The 15,016-nt window shown below is 71.0% G+C and carries 19 protein-coding genes; 10 read left to right on the top strand and 9 right to left on the bottom strand.

The features are described 5' to 3' along the window. Positions 1 to 75: 75 nt before the first annotated feature. Both ITJ50_RS01645 and ITJ50_RS01640 read left to right on the top strand, forming a co-directional pair. The gene (locus ITJ50_RS01645; RefSeq protein ID WP_042538085.1) at positions 76 to 585 is read left to right on the top strand and encodes a flavin reductase family protein; all 510 of its coding nucleotides are present in this window, start codon (positions 76 to 78) and stop codon (positions 583 to 585) included. 44 nt (positions 586 to 629) lie between these two features. Further along, positions 630 to 1,244, top strand: coding sequence for a superoxide dismutase (locus ITJ50_RS01640; RefSeq protein ID WP_017888565.1), 615 nt, complete (start codon positions 630 to 632; stop codon positions 1,242 to 1,244). A 155-nt stretch (positions 1,245 to 1,399) separates the two neighbouring features. On the opposite strand, the gene ITJ50_RS01635 is transcribed toward ITJ50_RS01640, so the two are convergent. Next, positions 1,400 to 1,981, bottom strand: coding sequence for a TetR/AcrR family transcriptional regulator (locus tag ITJ50_RS01635; RefSeq protein ID WP_056070615.1), 582 nt, complete (start codon positions 1,979 to 1,981; stop codon positions 1,400 to 1,402). Between the two features lie 159 nt (positions 1,982 to 2,140). On the opposite strand from ITJ50_RS01635, the gene ITJ50_RS01630 reads away from it, so the two are divergent. Further along, positions 2,141 to 3,112 (top strand): carbohydrate kinase family protein, encoded by a 972-nt coding sequence (locus ITJ50_RS01630; protein ID WP_194589786.1) that lies wholly within the window; start codon positions 2,141 to 2,143, stop codon positions 3,110 to 3,112. Positions 3,113 to 3,180: 68 nt separating this feature from the next. Here the strand turns inward: ITJ50_RS01630 and ITJ50_RS01625 are convergent, their stop codons facing one another. The 5 genes from ITJ50_RS01625 to upp form a co-directional block, all read right to left on the bottom strand. After that, on the bottom strand, positions 3,181 to 4,650 hold the full coding sequence (locus tag ITJ50_RS01625) for a serine hydrolase domain-containing protein (RefSeq protein WP_194589785.1): 1,470 nt from the start codon (positions 4,648 to 4,650) through the stop codon (positions 3,181 to 3,183). Beyond that, on the bottom strand, positions 4,647 to 5,996 hold the full coding sequence (locus ITJ50_RS01620) for a cryptochrome/photolyase family protein (RefSeq protein WP_017888569.1): 1,350 nt from the start codon (positions 5,994 to 5,996) through the stop codon (positions 4,647 to 4,649). The genes ITJ50_RS01625 and ITJ50_RS01620 overlap by 4 nt, the downstream gene beginning before the upstream one ends. Beyond that, a complete protein-coding gene (locus ITJ50_RS01615; protein ID WP_235045702.1) occupies positions 5,993 to 6,505 on the bottom strand; it encodes a MarR family winged helix-turn-helix transcriptional regulator in 513 nt (170 codons plus the stop codon). Before ITJ50_RS01615 ends, ITJ50_RS01620 begins: the two co-directional genes overlap by 4 nt. Positions 6,506 to 6,762: 257 nt before the next feature. Next, entirely contained in the window at positions 6,763 to 7,530 is a 768-nt protein-coding gene (locus ITJ50_RS01610; RefSeq protein WP_017888571.1) for a winged helix-turn-helix domain-containing protein, read from the bottom strand. 491 nt (positions 7,531 to 8,021) lie between these two features. Next, a complete protein-coding gene (gene upp / locus ITJ50_RS01605; protein WP_017888572.1) occupies positions 8,022 to 8,657 on the bottom strand; it encodes a uracil phosphoribosyltransferase in 636 nt (211 codons plus the stop codon). Positions 8,658 to 8,733: 76 nt separating this feature from the next. Between upp and ITJ50_RS01600 the strand changes: the two genes are divergently transcribed. After that, positions 8,734 to 9,168: a nucleoside deaminase gene (locus tag ITJ50_RS01600; RefSeq protein ID WP_042538238.1), complete on the top strand. Its 435-nt coding sequence runs from the start codon at positions 8,734 to 8,736 to the stop codon at positions 9,166 to 9,168. Here ITJ50_RS01600 and ITJ50_RS01595 read toward each other — a convergent pair. After that, a complete protein-coding gene (locus tag ITJ50_RS01595; protein WP_017888574.1) occupies positions 9,149 to 10,105 on the bottom strand; it encodes a cation diffusion facilitator family transporter in 957 nt (318 codons plus the stop codon). The genes ITJ50_RS01600 and ITJ50_RS01595 overlap by 20 nt on opposite strands. Before the next feature lie 64 nt (positions 10,106 to 10,169). On the opposite strand from ITJ50_RS01595, the gene proC reads away from it, so the two are divergent. Continuing rightward, positions 10,170 to 11,000 carry a pyrroline-5-carboxylate reductase gene (proC, locus tag ITJ50_RS01590; protein WP_194589784.1) on the top strand — a complete coding sequence of 277 codons (831 nt, stop codon included), beginning with the start codon at positions 10,170 to 10,172 and terminating at the stop codon, positions 10,998 to 11,000. A gap of 97 nt (positions 11,001 to 11,097) precedes the next feature. Here the strand turns inward: proC and ITJ50_RS01585 are convergent, their stop codons facing one another. Then, positions 11,098 to 11,793, bottom strand: coding sequence for a potassium channel family protein (locus tag ITJ50_RS01585; RefSeq protein WP_017888576.1), 696 nt, complete (start codon positions 11,791 to 11,793; stop codon positions 11,098 to 11,100). After that, positions 11,786 to 13,219 (bottom strand): TrkH family potassium uptake protein, encoded by a 1,434-nt coding sequence (locus ITJ50_RS01580; RefSeq protein ID WP_017888577.1) that lies wholly within the window; start codon positions 13,217 to 13,219, stop codon positions 11,786 to 11,788. Before ITJ50_RS01580 ends, ITJ50_RS01585 begins: the two co-directional genes overlap by 8 nt. A 75-nt stretch (positions 13,220 to 13,294) precedes the next feature. On the opposite strand from ITJ50_RS01580, the gene ITJ50_RS01575 reads away from it, so the two are divergent. The 5 genes from ITJ50_RS01575 (at position 13,295) to ITJ50_RS01555 (ending at position 15,002) form a co-directional block, all read left to right on the top strand. After that, positions 13,295 to 13,810, top strand: coding sequence for an ArsR/SmtB family transcription factor (locus ITJ50_RS01575; protein ID WP_017888578.1), 516 nt, complete (start codon positions 13,295 to 13,297; stop codon positions 13,808 to 13,810). A gap of 156 nt (positions 13,811 to 13,966) precedes the next feature. Next, complete coding sequence (locus tag ITJ50_RS01570) at positions 13,967 to 14,161, top strand: helix-turn-helix domain-containing protein (RefSeq protein WP_017888579.1); 195 nt, start codon at positions 13,967 to 13,969, stop codon at positions 14,159 to 14,161. A 109-nt stretch (positions 14,162 to 14,270) separates the two neighbouring features. Beyond that, positions 14,271 to 14,369 (top strand): 30S ribosomal protein bS22, encoded by a 99-nt coding sequence (locus tag ITJ50_RS01565; RefSeq protein ID WP_003792170.1) that lies wholly within the window; start codon positions 14,271 to 14,273, stop codon positions 14,367 to 14,369. An 88-nt stretch (positions 14,370 to 14,457) separates the two neighbouring features. Next, positions 14,458 to 14,712, top strand: coding sequence for a glutaredoxin family protein (locus ITJ50_RS01560; RefSeq protein WP_042538082.1), 255 nt, complete (start codon positions 14,458 to 14,460; stop codon positions 14,710 to 14,712). Further along, on the top strand, positions 14,709 to 15,002 hold the full coding sequence (locus tag ITJ50_RS01555) for a Dabb family protein (RefSeq protein ID WP_017888581.1): 294 nt from the start codon (positions 14,709 to 14,711) through the stop codon (positions 15,000 to 15,002). Before ITJ50_RS01560 ends, ITJ50_RS01555 begins: the two co-directional genes overlap by 4 nt. The last annotated feature ends 14 nt before the right edge of the window (positions 15,003 to 15,016 follow it).

The following is a 15,016-nucleotide window of genomic DNA, read 5'->3' as shown; positions in this document are numbered from 1 at the left end:
CAGGGTTCAGGTCATACGTTGGGTGACAGCCGCCGAGTGACGGCAGCCCCTCCCGAAGGAACGACCACGATCACCATGCCCGACGAAGCACCGGCCACCATCGCCGACGCGTACAAGTCCGCGTTCCGCGGGCACCCTGCCGGCGTCGCCGTCATCACGGCCGAAGGCCCGGACGGACCGACCGGCCTCACCGCCTCGAGCGTCGCGAGCGTCGCCGTCGACCCACCCGTCCTCGTCTTCTCGCTCTCCACCAACTCCGGCTCGGCCGGGGTCGTGCTCGGTGCGCCGATCTTCGTCGTGCACCTGGTCGACTCCCTCGGGGTCGCACTGGCCAAGCGCTTCGCCTCGACGGGCAGCCCGGCGGCCGACGACCCGATCTGGGGCACCCTGCCGTCCGGCGACCGCTACCTGCCGAGTGCGGCGAGTGCCCTCCGCTGCCGACCGCTGTCGACGACCCCGATCGGCAGCTCGACCGTCGTCGTCGCCGAGGTGCTCGACATCATCGTCGGCGCCGACCGTGGCGAGCCGCTGGTCTACCACAACCGGGAATTCCACTCTCTCACCGATCGTTCCCGGCTCTCGTGAGCCGCGGAGCCGCGTCCACAACCCACTGATCGAAAGGACCTCACATGGCTGAGTACACCCTGCCGGAACTGCCGTACGACTACGCCGCGCTCGAGCCGCACATCAGCGGCAAGATCATGCAGCTGCACCACGACAAGCACCACCAGGCCTACGTCACCGGTGCCAACACCGCGCTGCAGCAGCTCGGTGAAGCCCGTGAGTCGGGCAACTTCGGTGCGATCAACAAGCTCGAGAAGGACCTCGCGTTCCACCTCGGTGGTCACGTGAACCACTCGATCTTCTGGACCAACCTCGGTCCGGACACGAAGGTCCCCGAGGGCGAGCTCGCCGCGGCGATCGACGAGTTCTTCGGTTCGTTCGAGCAGTTCCAGGCGCAGTTCGCCGCCGTCGCGAACGGCATCCAGGGCTCCGGCTGGTCCGTGCTGGCCTGGGACACCGTGGGCCAGAAGCTCACCACGTTCCAGCTCTTCGACCAGCAGGGCAACATCCCGTTCGGTCTCGTCCCGATCTTCATGCTCGACATGTGGGAGCACGCCTTCTACCTCGACTACCTCAACGTCAAGGCGGACTACGTCAAGGCCGTCTGGAACATCGTCGACTGGGAGAACGTCGCCGCTCGTTTCGAGAACGCGAAGTCGCAGCGGTTCGTCACGCTCTGATCCGCGTCGGCGGGTCACCACGGTGACGACCTGACGAACGGGAGGCACGGTGCCAGCTGGCAGCGTGCCTCCCGTTCGTGGTCCCGGGGCGCTCCGGGCCGGGCGCGACTGCCGGGGACGCGATCGGTTGGTCGTGGGGACGCCGCCACGCGGGCTCAGCGCACGGCGTCGCGGCCGGGCGCACTGGTGGCGAGGTCGTGGGCGATGCGACGCAGTGCGGCGTCGACGTCGGTCTGTGCACGGTCGACCAGCGCGCTCCACTGGGCTCCGCGTGCGGCCATCACCGTGCGTTGGGCAGCTCGTTCGGCGAGGACGGGGTCGGCACCGTGTTCGCGGCACCACGCCCGGATGGCCGCGACGTGGCAGCGGTGCGCACGGCGCTGTCGGTCGCGCCCGTCGAGGGACTCGACCGATCCGAGTTCGAAGGTGAGTCGTGCGGCCAACGCGCGGTGCGGGTCGTCGAGTCCGCCGAAGGTCGCGACCAGGTGATCGGCGAGGGCATCCACATCGGATGCCGGATCGAGCGCCGTCGCCGGGCGGTTGGCCGCGAGGTGCTCGACGACGGAGTCGATCAGGGCGTCCCGCGAGCCGAAGTGGTACACGACGGGGTAGGCGCTCGTCCCGAGCACACGGCCGAGGCCCCGGACCGTGACGTCCTCGATCTTGGTCTCGACGAAGTGGTCGACTACCTTCTCGAGGATCGCGGGTTTGCGGGTCGGGTCGGGCTTCCTGGGCATGGCATCTCCGTCGTCGTGGCGGTGGTCGCGCGACCGTTCACATACTAGCATCGGTATATCAGTTTCGGGAGCGGACCTGACAGGGGCATATCCTTGATGCACCCTCCGTTTCCACCGATAGAAACGGAGAAATACTCGTTTCCAAGTACACTGTTGCGGATGTCCATGCCGTTCGAGCGCGCTCTGCCGCCGTCACAGCCCGAGGGGACCCCCGCTGGACGGGTGGTCGCGGGCCGTCGCCGTGGCGCCGGAAAACGCTTCCTGGTCGTCGGCGACGTCCTGGACGGCGTCCTCGTGCACACCACCGCGCACCGGATCGGGGTGCACGACCCGGCAGCGCAGATCCGCCACCGTCCGACCGGAGCCGGCGGCAACACGGCCACCTGGCTCGGCTGGCTCGGGGCCGAGGTCGACGTCGTCGCCCGGGTCGGGGTCGACGACGTCTACCGGCACGAGCGTGCGCTCGAGGACGCCGGGGTCCGAGCCCACCTGCGCTACGACGCGATGACGTCCACCGGCGTCGTCGTCTCCGTCCGCAACGACCACGGCCGCACCGCGATGTCCGATCCGGCGGCGAGCGGGAAGATCAGCGCGGCCGACGTCCCGCCCTCGTTGGTCGCACGTGCTGACATCGTGCACCTGACGGGTGCCGCCATGCTCGGCGGCGGGGTCGACCGGCTCGCCGCACTCGTCGCGTGTGCCCGGACAGGGCCGGCGCGCGTCGCGGTGGACCCCTCGTCGGTCGCGGTGATCGAGACCGTCGGCGCGGACCGGTTCCTCCAGGCGCTGCGGGGCGTCGACGTGCTCTTCCCCGACCAGCAGGAGGCGCTCGCCCTCGGCGGAGGGGACGACCTCGACGCCGCGGTGCGCCGGCTGACCGAGCACGTCCCGCTGGTCGTCGTCACGGCGGGGGCGGACGGCGCACTGATCGGGCGCCGGGGGCGGAGCGTCCAACGGGTCCCTGCGACGCCCGCGACCGTCGTCGACACCATCGGCGCCGGGGACGCCTTCGTCGCCGGGTTCGTCCGCGCCTGGGCGACCGACCCGGTGCGGGTCGGTGCGGCGGCACGCGAGGGCACCCGGGTCGCCGCTCGGGCACTCGGTTTCGTGGGCGGTCGGCCGCCGGTCTGAGCGACCTGAGCGACCTGGGTGATCTGCGTGATCTGCGTGATCTGACCGGCGGTGCTGCTGCCTGCGGGTCAGCGCTCCGACGGCTCGGCGACCACGTTCAGGGTCTGGACGAGTCCGGCACCCACTGGTGCGAGCCGGATCTCGACGCGCAGCCGCCCGCACGCGCCGGGCATCCACCAGCGCAGGTGCGACGGTGCGGAAGAGGACTCGGCCACCGGTGTCGCAGCGAGGTCGGCGCCGACCTCGGACACGGCCTGGGCGACCGCGCGCCGTCGACGGTCGTAGGGCACGTCCATCGCCACGTTGGGCGTGCAGATCGCGTCCGCCAGGTCGTCGCGCCAGTCGGCCAGGAGGCGCATCACCGCGGCCTGCGCGGCTCGCGTCGCGCGGCTGGTCACCCCCACCCCGGTGCTCGGTCCGGTCGCCGCGGGTGCGTCCGTCGTCAGCGCCGCCTCGAGCACGAGATCGTGCGCCTGCTGCGCGGCGGCGGAGACCTTGGCCTGGGTGGCGTTCTCGAACGCGACGACCCCGAGGCCGTCGCGCACGGACCACCGCATGTGGGCGGAGAAGCCCGGGTAGCCGCCGGAGTGGGACACGAGTTCGCCGAAGCGGTCGTCCTGCTCGACGAACAGCCCGAAGCCGTACGCGGTTGCGCGGGGCGAACCCGGGACGACCGACGGGGGGACGACCCGCATCGCCTGCTGCATGAGCCGGCGGTCGGCGGGGGAGACCGGACCGGGTTCGGGCGCGCCGGAGAAGCCAGAGCCGAGGTGGGTCGCCCAGCGAGCCAGGTCGCGCACGGTCGAGAACAGTCCACCGATCGACGAGAACGCGCCGGGCCCGGTCATCGGCAGGGGTTCCCAGTCGCCCTCGTGCCCGCGGACACCGGTGACCACGAACCCGCTGGACTCGTCGGCGCGGAACACCGTGTCGGCCAGTCCGAGGGGACGCAACACGATCTCGCTGGCGGCCTGGGTGAAGGGCTGCCTCGTCACGACGGCGACGACCCGGCCGAGCAGTGCGTACCCCAGGTTCGAGTACGCGAAGCGGGTGCCGGGCAGGGAGTCGAACAGCAGGCCAGCACGCAGGACCTGGTCGAGCTCGGCGTCCGAGATGGACTCCTGGCGGTCGGCCCAGGGATCGTCGGTGGGGAACCCGGCCGACATCGTCAGCAGCATCCGCACCGTGGGGACGGGAGAGTCCGGGGCCGGCAGGGCGACGGCGTCGAAGGCCGGCACGAAGTCGGTGATCGGGGCGTCGAGGTCGAGCAAGCCCCGGGCGACGAGCGTCAGCAGGGTCGCGGCCGTGACGCTCTTGGTGCACGAGGCGATGCGGTACACGGTGTCCGCGTCCGGCCGCTGACCGTCACCGCGGTCGCCGTGCCCGCCGGAGGCGACGAGCCCGGAACGGTCGAACACGCCCCACACACTGCTCGGCGCGATGCCCTGTTCGACACGAGCGCGGAACAGCTCGTCGACCTGGTCGACGACCGCAGCCACCGCGGGGTGCGCATCGTTCGCGAGCGGCGCATCCTTCACGAGCGGCGCATCCGCTCGTAGGCGTCCAACGCCCGCTGGCGTGACGCCTTCAGGTCGACCATCGGCTCGGGGCGCAGCTCGTCGGCGGGGACCCAGCGGTGGACGTACTCGCGGTGCGGGTCGAACCGCTCGAGCTGCCGATCGGGGTTGAAGACACGGAAGTACGGTGCGGCGTCGAAGCCGGAACCCGCGACCCACTGCCAGTTCGCCGCGTTGTTCGCGGGGTCGGCGTCGACCAGCGTGTCCCAGAACCACTGCTCCCCGACGCGCCAGTCGACGAGCAGGTTCTTCACCAGGAAGCTCCCGGCGGCCAGCCGCACCCGGTTGTGCATCGCACCGCTGTGCCAGAGCTCGCGCATGCCGGCGTCGACCAGGTCGAAGCCGGTCAGGCCCTGTCGCCAGCGCTCGAGCTCGGCTTCCTCGGGGTCACGCCAGGGGAACGCGTCGAAGTTCCGACGGACGTTGACGGTGGCGATGTCGTCGCAGTGGAAGTACTCGTTCCAGTTGAACTCACGCCATGCCAGCTGCCGGAGGAACGCCGAGGCGTTCTGGCGCTGCGCGGGCTCGAGCCGCTCGTGCAGGCGGTGCCACACCTGGTACGGGCTGATCTCGCCCCACCGCAGGAACGGGGAGAGGCTGCTCGTGGCCTCCATCGCGGGCTCGTCCCGCTGGTCGTAGTCCTCGAGCGCGTGCTCGACGAAGTGCTCGAGCTGCTGCCGGGCGCCGTGCTCGCCCGGGGTCCAGGCGTCGCGGAGCCCACCGGCCCAGTCGGGCTCCGTCGGCAGCAGCGCCCAGTCGGACAGTGCGTCACCGGTGACGTCGGCCGCAGCGGGCAGGTCGTCCGGATCCGGCAGGGGGTGCCGTGGCTCGGGCAGTGCCTGGACGGCGTTCCAGAACGGCGTGAATACCTTGTACGGCTCGCCCTGGCCGGTGAGCACCGTCCACGGTTCCCAGAGCAGGTTCGCGGCGAAGCTGTGCGCCTCGATGCCGCGATCGTGCAGTGCGCCCTTGATCCCGGCGTCGATGTCGCGCTCGACGGCGCCGTACCGACGGTTCCAGTACACGGCGTCCGCGCCCGTCTCGGCGACGAGCTGGTCGATAGTCTGCGCCGCGGCACCGCGTCGCAGGACCAGCCGGGAACCCCGCTCGCACAGGTCGGCGTCGAGCGCGGTCAGGGAGTGGTGCAGCCACCAGCGGCTCGCCGCACCGATCGGACGGAGTCCGGGGGACTGCTCGTCGAGGACGACCACCACGGTGACGTCGCCGCCGTGGTCGATCGCCGCACGGAGCGCCGGGTTGTCGGACAGCCGCAGGTCGTCACGGAGCCAGACGATCGCGCCGGTCACACCGTCGCCGAATCCAGCGTGGTGACCGCTCGGGGCGTCGACCGCCGGCCCGGTGCCGTGCCGACTGCCAGCCGGAGCTTGGTGCAGAGTTCGGTGAGGGTGCGGAGCTCGGGGTCGGACAGGCCGGCGCCCACCTGCTGGGCGATGCTCGCCGCGTGCTGCACGGCGACCTGCCGGTAGACGTCGAAGCCGTGCGGGGTCAGCGCCACGATCACGCCGCGGGCATCGGTGGGGTCCGGCTGCTTCTCGACGATGCCGCGGGCGAGCAGTCGGTCGACCAGGCGGCTGACGCTCGGCTGGGTGAGCAGCAGGTGCCCGGTGAGGTCGCGCATCCGGCAGCGTCGACCGGGCTGGGTCGACAGGTTGAAGCACACGTCGTACTCGTTGAACGAGATCTCGTCGCCGGGGAAGTCCGCGTTGAGACTCCGCATCACGGCGACCTGGGCGCGGAACAGCGCTTCCCAGGCGGCCACGGCGGTCGCCTTCTCACTGCGGCGTGTCTCGCTCACGTTCGCGTTCCCTCCGGTCGTCGGACTGACCACACTACCGACGGGCTCCGACAGGAGCCGGGCGACATGCACGAGGGCCGGCCACCTGTCGGCGACCGGCCCTCTCCCTTGCACCAAGAGTTTCCTGCAATCACATTCCGCAGGCGGTGCCACAGCAAACACCGTCTGCACCACCGACTGTATAACGAAGCGGTAACGGGGCGCCAGCCTCTCCGGGCCCGGTTCGCTGCGAGTTCACCAAGAGCAGTCGGAGCGTTTCAGAAGAGGTCGGGTGACGGGGTCGACGCGTACCGCACTGCGACGTCCGCGTGCCGGTCGAAGCGGTAGCCGACGCCGCGCACGGTCCGGACGATCTCCTCGAAGGCGCCGAGCTTGGAGCGGAGGCGACGGACGTGCACGTCGATGGTGCGCTCGTTCGGGGTCTCGTCCTCGCCGTCGGACCACAGGCCCTCGATGATCGCTGAGCGGTCGACGGTCTGGCCCTCGCGGAGGACCAGGAACTGCAGGAGCTCGAACTCCTTGTAGGTCAGGGGCGCGGCTTCACCGTCGAGGGTCACGCGCTTCCGGGAGATGTCGATGACGACGCCCGTCTCCTCGGGTTCGGGCTTCTCGGCCTGCTTGCGGGCGGCCACCGCGGAGCGGTCCTGCAGCGCGAGGCGGACGACGTCGACGTCGCGGCCACCGGAGTGCTCGGCGGCGACGGCGACGGCCGCGTAGGTCTCGGACGACGGGACGAGCTGGGCGGTGAGTGCCTTGAGCTGCTCGACGACCGCGGCCAGGGTCGTGCCGGCGGCCGCGGCCTTGGCTTCGTCGATGCCGACGTACAGGGCGAAGCCGCGAGCCTCGGTGCCCTCCGGCAGGGCGCGGTTCCGCTGCGGCGCGACCACCGGGCTCGTCGGCGCGGTGGCCGGTCCGCTCGCCGCCGGGGAGACGGGTCGCGGGCGGATCGGCGTCACGGTGCCGAGGTCGGTCGGGGTCGGTACTGAGCGGAGCGCGGTGCGGGGCTGGGCGATGGTGAGCGACATGGTGGTTCTCCGGGCGGTGTGGCCGGTGCGCGGGTGGGCGGCGGCCGGTGTCGAATGCGTCATCCCGGGTACGGCGGTACGCCGATGTGCCCTGCGGTCCTGCTGCGGACCGGGGCCGACCCGGGGGAACGGGAGACAGACCTCGTGACGTGGTGCGCGTCGCCGACGGTGTCCGTCACCCGGGGATCACGCTCGCGCGACGGGGGTGGTGTCGCGGGGGATCCGGCTGGAACGGGTGCCGATCAGGCACACATTCGACAACGCATGACCGACATGGTCGGCATCATCGTGCCGACGGTCCCCACTGCCCCTGCGGAGGAGCACGCCTCGGAGAGGACGCGGGTGGACACGGTTGCAGTCATGTGACGAGTATCTGCGGTATACCAACGCGGTGTCAACCGTCCGCACGGACGGTGCGGTGAGCGCGACCGCACGGACGACAGGAGGCGCGGTGCCGACCGGCACCGCGCCTCCTGTCCGTGGGGTGGTCGCTACTCGGCCAGGCCGTAGAGCCGGTCGCCGGCGTCGCCGAGACCCGGGACGATGTAGCCGTTCTCGTCGAGCTTCTCGTCCAGCGCGCCGAGGACGATCGAGACGTTGCGGTCGCCGACGGCCTGCTCGACCATCGCGAGGCCCTCTGGCGCGCCGAGGATGCACACGCACGTGACCTCCTGCGCACCGCGGGCGAAGAGGAAGTCGATCGCAGCAGCCAGGGTGCCACCGGTGGCGAGCATCGGGTCGAGCACGAAGCACTGGCGCCCGGTCAGGTCGTCGGGCAGGCGCTCGGCGTAGGTCTGCGGCTCGAGGGTCTCCTCGTTGCGGGCCATGCCGAGGAAGCCGACCTCGGCCGTCGGGACGAGCTTGACCATGCCCTCGAGCATGCCGAGTCCGGCACGGAGGATCGGGACGACGAGCGGGCGCGGCTTGGCGATCGCGACGCCCATGGTGTGCGCGACCGGTGTGTCGATCGGCGTCGCCGTGACCCGGACGCCCCGCGTGGCCTCGTACGCGAGGAGCGTGACGAGTTCCTCGGTCAGGGCGCGGAACGTGGGGGAGGGCGTCGTACGGTCGCGGAGCACCGAGAGCTTGTGGGTGATGAGCGGGTGGTCGGCGACGTGGACTCGCATAGGGTCGAGCCTAGCGTGCCGTCGACCGTCAGGAGGTCCCGTGGAGGAGCCCGCAGCCCGCCCGTTCGTCCCGGCGATGGAGCGCGCGCTCGACGAGGCTCGACGGTGCCTGGAGACCGACGACGTGCCGGTCGGCGCCGTGGTGCTCGACCGCGACGGGGCCGTGGTCGCCACCGGCCGGAACGAGCGCGAGGCGCGGCAGGACCCGACCGCCCATGCCGAGGTCCTCGCACTGCGTGCCGCCGCGGCGGTGACGGGGGACTGGCACCTCGAGCAGCACACGCTCGTGGTGACGCTCGAACCGTGCCCGATGTGCGCCGGCGCGGTCATGGCCGCGCGGGTGCCCCGGGTCGTGTTCGGCGCGTGGGACCCGAAGGCCGGTGCCAGCGGCAGCGTCTACGACATCGCCAGGGACCGCCGGCTGCCGCACCGCTCCGAGGTCATCGGCGGGGTGCTCGAGGCGGCGTGCGCCGAGTTGCTCGACGCCTTCTTCAGTCCGCGGCGAGGATGACGATCGCCTCGGTCGGCGGCTGCGGACCGGTGCGCAGGACGTCCGGCTCGACGTAGATCACCCGGGCGATCGGCACGGCGCTCCGGACCCGCTGCTCGACGGTGTCGATCCCCGCGGCGACGTCACCGAGCCGGCGGTCCCCGTCGACGGCGACCTTCACGCCGACCATGAGCTCGTCCGGCCCGAGGTACAGGGTCTTCAGGTGGATGATCGCGTCGACCTCGGGGCCGTCGAGCACCGCCTGCTTGATGCGCTCGACGTCGGCGGCGGTCGCGCCCTCGCCGACGAGCAGGCTCTTCGTCTCGATGCCGAGCACCACTGCGACGGCGATGAGCAGCGCCGCGATGAGCATGGTGCCGATCGCGTCGAACACCCCGTTGCCGGTGATCGCGGTCAGGCCGACGCCGAACAGGGCGAACACCAGGCCGAACAGGGCAGCGGTGTCCTCGAGCATCACGACGGGCAGCTCCGGGGCCTTCGCGCGGCGGACGAACTGCACCCAGCTCTGCGAGCCCTTCTGCGGCCGGGCTTCCTTCAGGGCCGTGCGGAGCGAGAAGCCCTCGAGCCCGATGGCGATGACGAGCACGACGAGGGGCAGCCACCAGTTCTCGAGCGGGTGCGGGTGGGCGAGCTTCTCGATGCCCTCGTAGAGCGAGAACACACCGCCGACCGAGAACAGGATGATCGAGACGACGAACGCGTACACGTAGCGTTCACGGCCGTAGCCGAAGGGGTGCTCTTGATCCGCGGCGCGTCGGGCCTTGCGGCCACCGAGCAGCAGCAGGAGCTGGTTCGCCGAGTCGGCCAGGGAGTGCACACCCTCGGCCAGCATCGACGCGGAGCCGCTGATCGCCGCCGCGATGAACTTCACGATCGCGATGCCGATGTTGGCACCGAGTGCGGCGAAGATCGCCTTCGTGCCTCCGGAAGCGCTCACAGCTGTCCCCTTCTCGTGGTCTGCGACACGATCCTAGGCGGGTGGCGTCGGTAGGGTCGGGAGCATGACGATCGACCTGCCCCGCACCGCCCTGCTCGGGGTCGGTTCCATGTCCGGCGCGGTCCTCGACGGCCTGCTCGCCGCGGGACTCGACCCGGCCACTGTGACCCTGACCACCAAGTCCGAGGCATCCGCAGCGGCCCACCGTGAGCGCGGTCTCGACGCCACGGCGAGCGACACCGACCCGGACGCCAACCGGGCGGCGGTCCGTGGAGCCGCCCTCGTCGTGGTCGGCGTGAAGCCGTACATGATCGCGGACCTGCTCGACGAGGTCGCCGGCGCCCTGGAGCCCGGCGCCGTCCTGGTCAGCGTCGCCGTCGGTACCACCACCGCGAGCATGGAGGCACGGGTGCCCGCCGGTGTCCGGGTCGTCCGCGCCCTGCCGAACACCCCGATCGGCGTCGGCCACGGCGTCACCGGCATCAGTGCGGGTACCTCGGCCGATGCCGAGGCCGTCGCGCTGGCGTCGTCGGTGTTCACCGCCTCGGGCGAGGTCATCGAGGTGCCCGAGTCGCAGCTCGACGCGCTGTCCGCGGTGTCCGGCTCCGGTCCCGCCTACGTCTTCCTGCTGGTCGAACAGTGGCAGCGTGCCGCCGAGGAGCTCGGGTTCAGCCACGAACAGGCGGCGACGATGGTGCAGGGCACGGTCCGGGGTGCCGTCGAGTTGCTCGGGCGCTCCGGCCGCGAGCCCGCCGACCTGCGCCGTGCGGTCACCAGCCCGAAGGGCACGACGGAGCGTGCCGTCGCGGTGCTGCAGGACGCCGACCTGGCGGACACGCTGCTGCGCGCGTCGCGCGCCGCGATCGCACGTGCCGAGGAGATCGCCGCGTCGTAGCGCAGCGCCGGGGTGCGGTGCGGACGCTGCCCCTCCCTCGCAGGCTCGGTCGGCGCGGCCCGCGTGCCGCTGGCGCGGCACCGCTGAGCGGGCCGCGCTATTCGTACGCGGCGAAGCGCTCCAGGTCGCTCTCCGAACCCGAGACGATGATGACGTCGTCCTCGCCGATGACGCTGTCCGGCGTCGCCGGCACGAACGGGCTGCCGGGCGGCTTGATGCCGAGCACCGTCAGCCCGAAGCGGGTCCGGATGACCGTGGTGGCGAGGTCCTTGCCGCGGACCGCGCGCGGCGGGAACATCTTGACCACGGCGAAGTCGTCGTCGAACTCGATGAAGTCGAGCATCCGGCCGGAGACCAGGTGCGCCGTGCGCTCGCCGGCCTCGCGCTCCGGGTAGACGACGTGGTTCGCGCCGATGCGGGACAGGATCGTGCCGTGCGACCGGCTGATGGCCTTCGCCCAGATCTGCGGGACGCCGAGGTCGACCAGGTTCGCCGTGATCAGGACGCTCGACTCCAGGTCACTGCCGGTGCCGACGACGGCGATGGCGAAGTCCTGTGCGCCGATCTGGCGGAGCGCGTCGATGTCGGTGGCGTCCGCCTGCACCGCGTGGGTGACCCGGTCGGACCACTTCTGCACCAGCCCGGCGTCGGTGTCGACGACCAGCACCTCGCGGTCCTGGCGTTCGAGCTGGCCGGCGGTGGCGGCACCGAAGCGACCGAGCCCGATGACCAGGACGGGAGCGTCGTGACTGATGGCACCGTGCTGGTGCGACGAACGGGTGCGGTCAGCCAACGATCGGCCTCTCCTCGGGACGGCGGAACAGTTGCCGGCTCTGGCTGGCGGCCAGGGCAGCGGCGATGGTCACTGTACCGACCCGGCCGAGGAACATGGTGGCGGCGAGGACGTACTTGCCCGGTTCGGGCAGGTCCGCGGACACACCGGAGGACAGGCCACTGGTCGAGAACGCCGAGATCACCTCGAAGAGCACGCGGTCGAGCGAGTCGTCGGTGATCTGCAGGAGCACCACCGTCGCGACCGCCACGATCGTCGCGCCCCAGAGCACGATGGCCACCGCGACCCGCAGGACGTCGCTCGGGATCCGGCGGCCGAAGGCCTCCATGCTCTGACGACCGCGGGCCTCGGCGACGGCGGCCAGGAACAGCACCGCGAGGGTCGTGACCTTGATGCCACCGGCGGTCGAGGCGGACCCGCCGCCGATGAACATGAGCATGTCGGTGACGAGCAGGCTCGAGCCGTTGAGCTGGTCGAAGTCGACGAGCGAGAAGCCACCCGACCGGGTCATGGTCGACAGGAAGAGTGCCTGGAACGCGGTGCGCCCGGCGCCTTCCTCGCCGAAGGTCGTCGGGTTCGACGCCTCGAGCGCGATGTAGACGGCCGCGCCGCCGAGGAGCAGGACCGCGCTCGTCGCCAGGGTGAGCTTGACGTGGATCGGCCAGCGGCGCGGGGTGCGCAACTGCTTCGTCAGGGCACGGATCACCGGGAACCCGATGGACCCCGCCACGACCCCCACCATCAGGAGCGACAGGAACCAGTAGTCGTGGGCGAACGGGTCCAGGCCGTCGGCGTTGGGCGAGAACCCGGTGTTCGTGAAGGCCATGGCCGCGTAGTAGAAGGAGTCGCCGACCGCGGTCCAGAACGGGATGCCGGCGATGAGCACCGACGGCAGGAGCAGCAGCCCGAGGACGATCTCGATCGACAGCGTGCTCACCGCCACGGTCGCGAGCAGGGTGCCGACCTCGCCGAGCCGGACGGCCTGGCCCTCGGGCACGGCGCCGTGGTGGGTGCGGAGCGGGTTCGAGTCGCCGGCTGCCATCAGCTTGGCGCGCAGGCCGAGCTTGCGGGTGACGAACAAACCGAGGATCGACGCGAAGGTCAGCACGCCGACGGCGCCGATCTGGGTGCCGATGACCACCAGGACCTTGCCGAACACCGACCAGTGCGTCGCCATGTCGACCGTGGACAACCCCGTGACGCAGACCACCGACGCGGCGGTGAACAGGGCGTCCGCGAAGTGGGTGCTGCTGCGGTCCGCCGTGGCCCACGGCGTCATGAAGAGCACCGTGAACAGGAAGATCAGCGCGATGAACACGACGATCGCCAGCCGGGACGGTGACGAGCGGAGCACCGTCGCGATCCGGCTCGCCCGTCGTCGGCCGACACCCACGTGGTGCGGGATCGGCTCGGTTCGGTCGAGCATGCGTATGCCTCCGAGGACATGGGCCGGGACGGTTCGTCATGGTACATCCGTGGTGCCCCGGCTAGCCTTGCCACCATGGCCGACATCTTCTCCGTCGTGGCGGACCCGACCCGGCGCGAGCTGCTCGGCACCCTGCTGTCCGCCTACGGTTCAGACGTCACCGGCGGGGAGCTCAGCGTCGGCCAGCTCGTCGAACGCCTCGGGGTCAGCCAGCCCACGGTGTCGAAGCACCTGCGTGTCCTGCGTGACATCGGTCTCGTCACCAGCCGTGAAGAAGGGCAGCACCGCTACTACCGACTCGACCCGGAGCCGCTCGTGCGCTTGGAGGAGTGGGTCCTGCCGTTCACGGGGGCGGTCGACGCCGACGGCACCCCGGCCACCACGGCGTGGACGCCGGACGGCCAGCCCGTGTCGATCCGCCGGAACGGTGCGGCCGGCAAGGCGACGGTGGAGGTCGGCACCGAACTCGGTCGCGTCATGGCGGAGGCGTCGTACCGGGCGACCGCCGCGATCTCCGGCGCGCAGCAGGGCTGGGAGCGCGTCGTCGACCGCAGCCGCAAGCGCTTCACCCGTCGGGGCGACGAGGACTGAGTCCCGTCACACCCGCCGGCGAGCACCTGGCGAGGGTCGGTGCGCGCTGCTCGGACTGATCCTGGACACCGGGTCGCACGCGCCTCTACAGTTGCCACTGACCACACAGGTCACACCACTGGCGTGCGCAGCGCGTGCGAGCCCCGAAGGCGGACCATGACCGGCAGTTTCGACGATGTGCGCTTCCTCACCGTCGCTGAGGTCGCCGAGATGATGCGCGTCTCGAAGATGACCGTCTACCGGATGGTGCACGCCGGGGAGCTCCCCGCGATCCGCTTCGGCCGCTCCTTCCGCGTCCCCGAGTCAGCCGTCGCCGACGTGCTGCGCGGTGGTGTGGCGGACGTCGGCTGAGCGCGCGTTCGACATCACAGCGGGCAGCCGGTAGACTCGGGCAGGTTGATTTTCCGCGGTCTCTTCGGCCCGGTGTCCGTACATCAGCATCAGTCCGAGCGAGGTCCACATGGGTTCTGTCATCAAGAAGCGTCGTAAGCGCATGGCGAAGAAGAAGCACCGCAAGCTCCTTCGCAAGACGCGTCACCAGCGACGCAACAAGAAGTAGATCCTCAACAGGTCTGCGCAGGTCGAAGGACCTGCACGAGAAGCCCCGGTTCGCCGGGGCTTTTGCGTTCCCGGGCTACGCTGGGACCATGCCCGCAGTGACGTTCCTGACGAAGCCCGGATGCCACCTGTGCGACGACGCCCGGCCCGTGGTCGAACGCGTCGTCGCCGACCACCCGGGGGTCACCCTGCAGGAACGCTCGATCCTCGACGACGACGCCCTCCGCCAGGAGTACGCGGAGGACATCCCCGTGGTGCTCATCGACGGGCGCGTCCACAGCAACTGGCACGTCGACGCCGACCGGCTCGCACGTGCCCTCGAGAAGGCCGGTTCCCCCGCATGATCTCCCACGTCGTCGCCTGGACCCTGCGCGAGGACCTCGACCGCGCCGCGTCCATCGCCCGGATCCGTGAGCTCCTGACCGGCCTCACCGGCACCATCGGGTCGATCCGTTCGCTCGAGGTCGTCGAGAACGTCGCCTACCCGGAGAAGAACAGCGACGTCGCGGTCGTCGCCACCTTCGACGACCTCGCCGGACTCGACGAGTACCAGGTGCATCCGGCGCACCAGGCCGCGGCAGCCGAGATCCGCGACCTGGTCACCGCGCGGGCCGCCATCGACTGGCAGAGCTGAGCCGGGCCTCCCGT

This window comes from Curtobacterium sp. VKM Ac-2889 (assembly GCF_015350855.1).
Classification (GTDB): Bacteria; Actinomycetota; Actinomycetes; order Actinomycetales; family Microbacteriaceae; genus Curtobacterium; species Curtobacterium poinsettiae.
The sequence above is the reverse complement of the archived record's forward strand: the minus strand, read 5'-3'. Positions and strand labels throughout refer to the sequence as shown.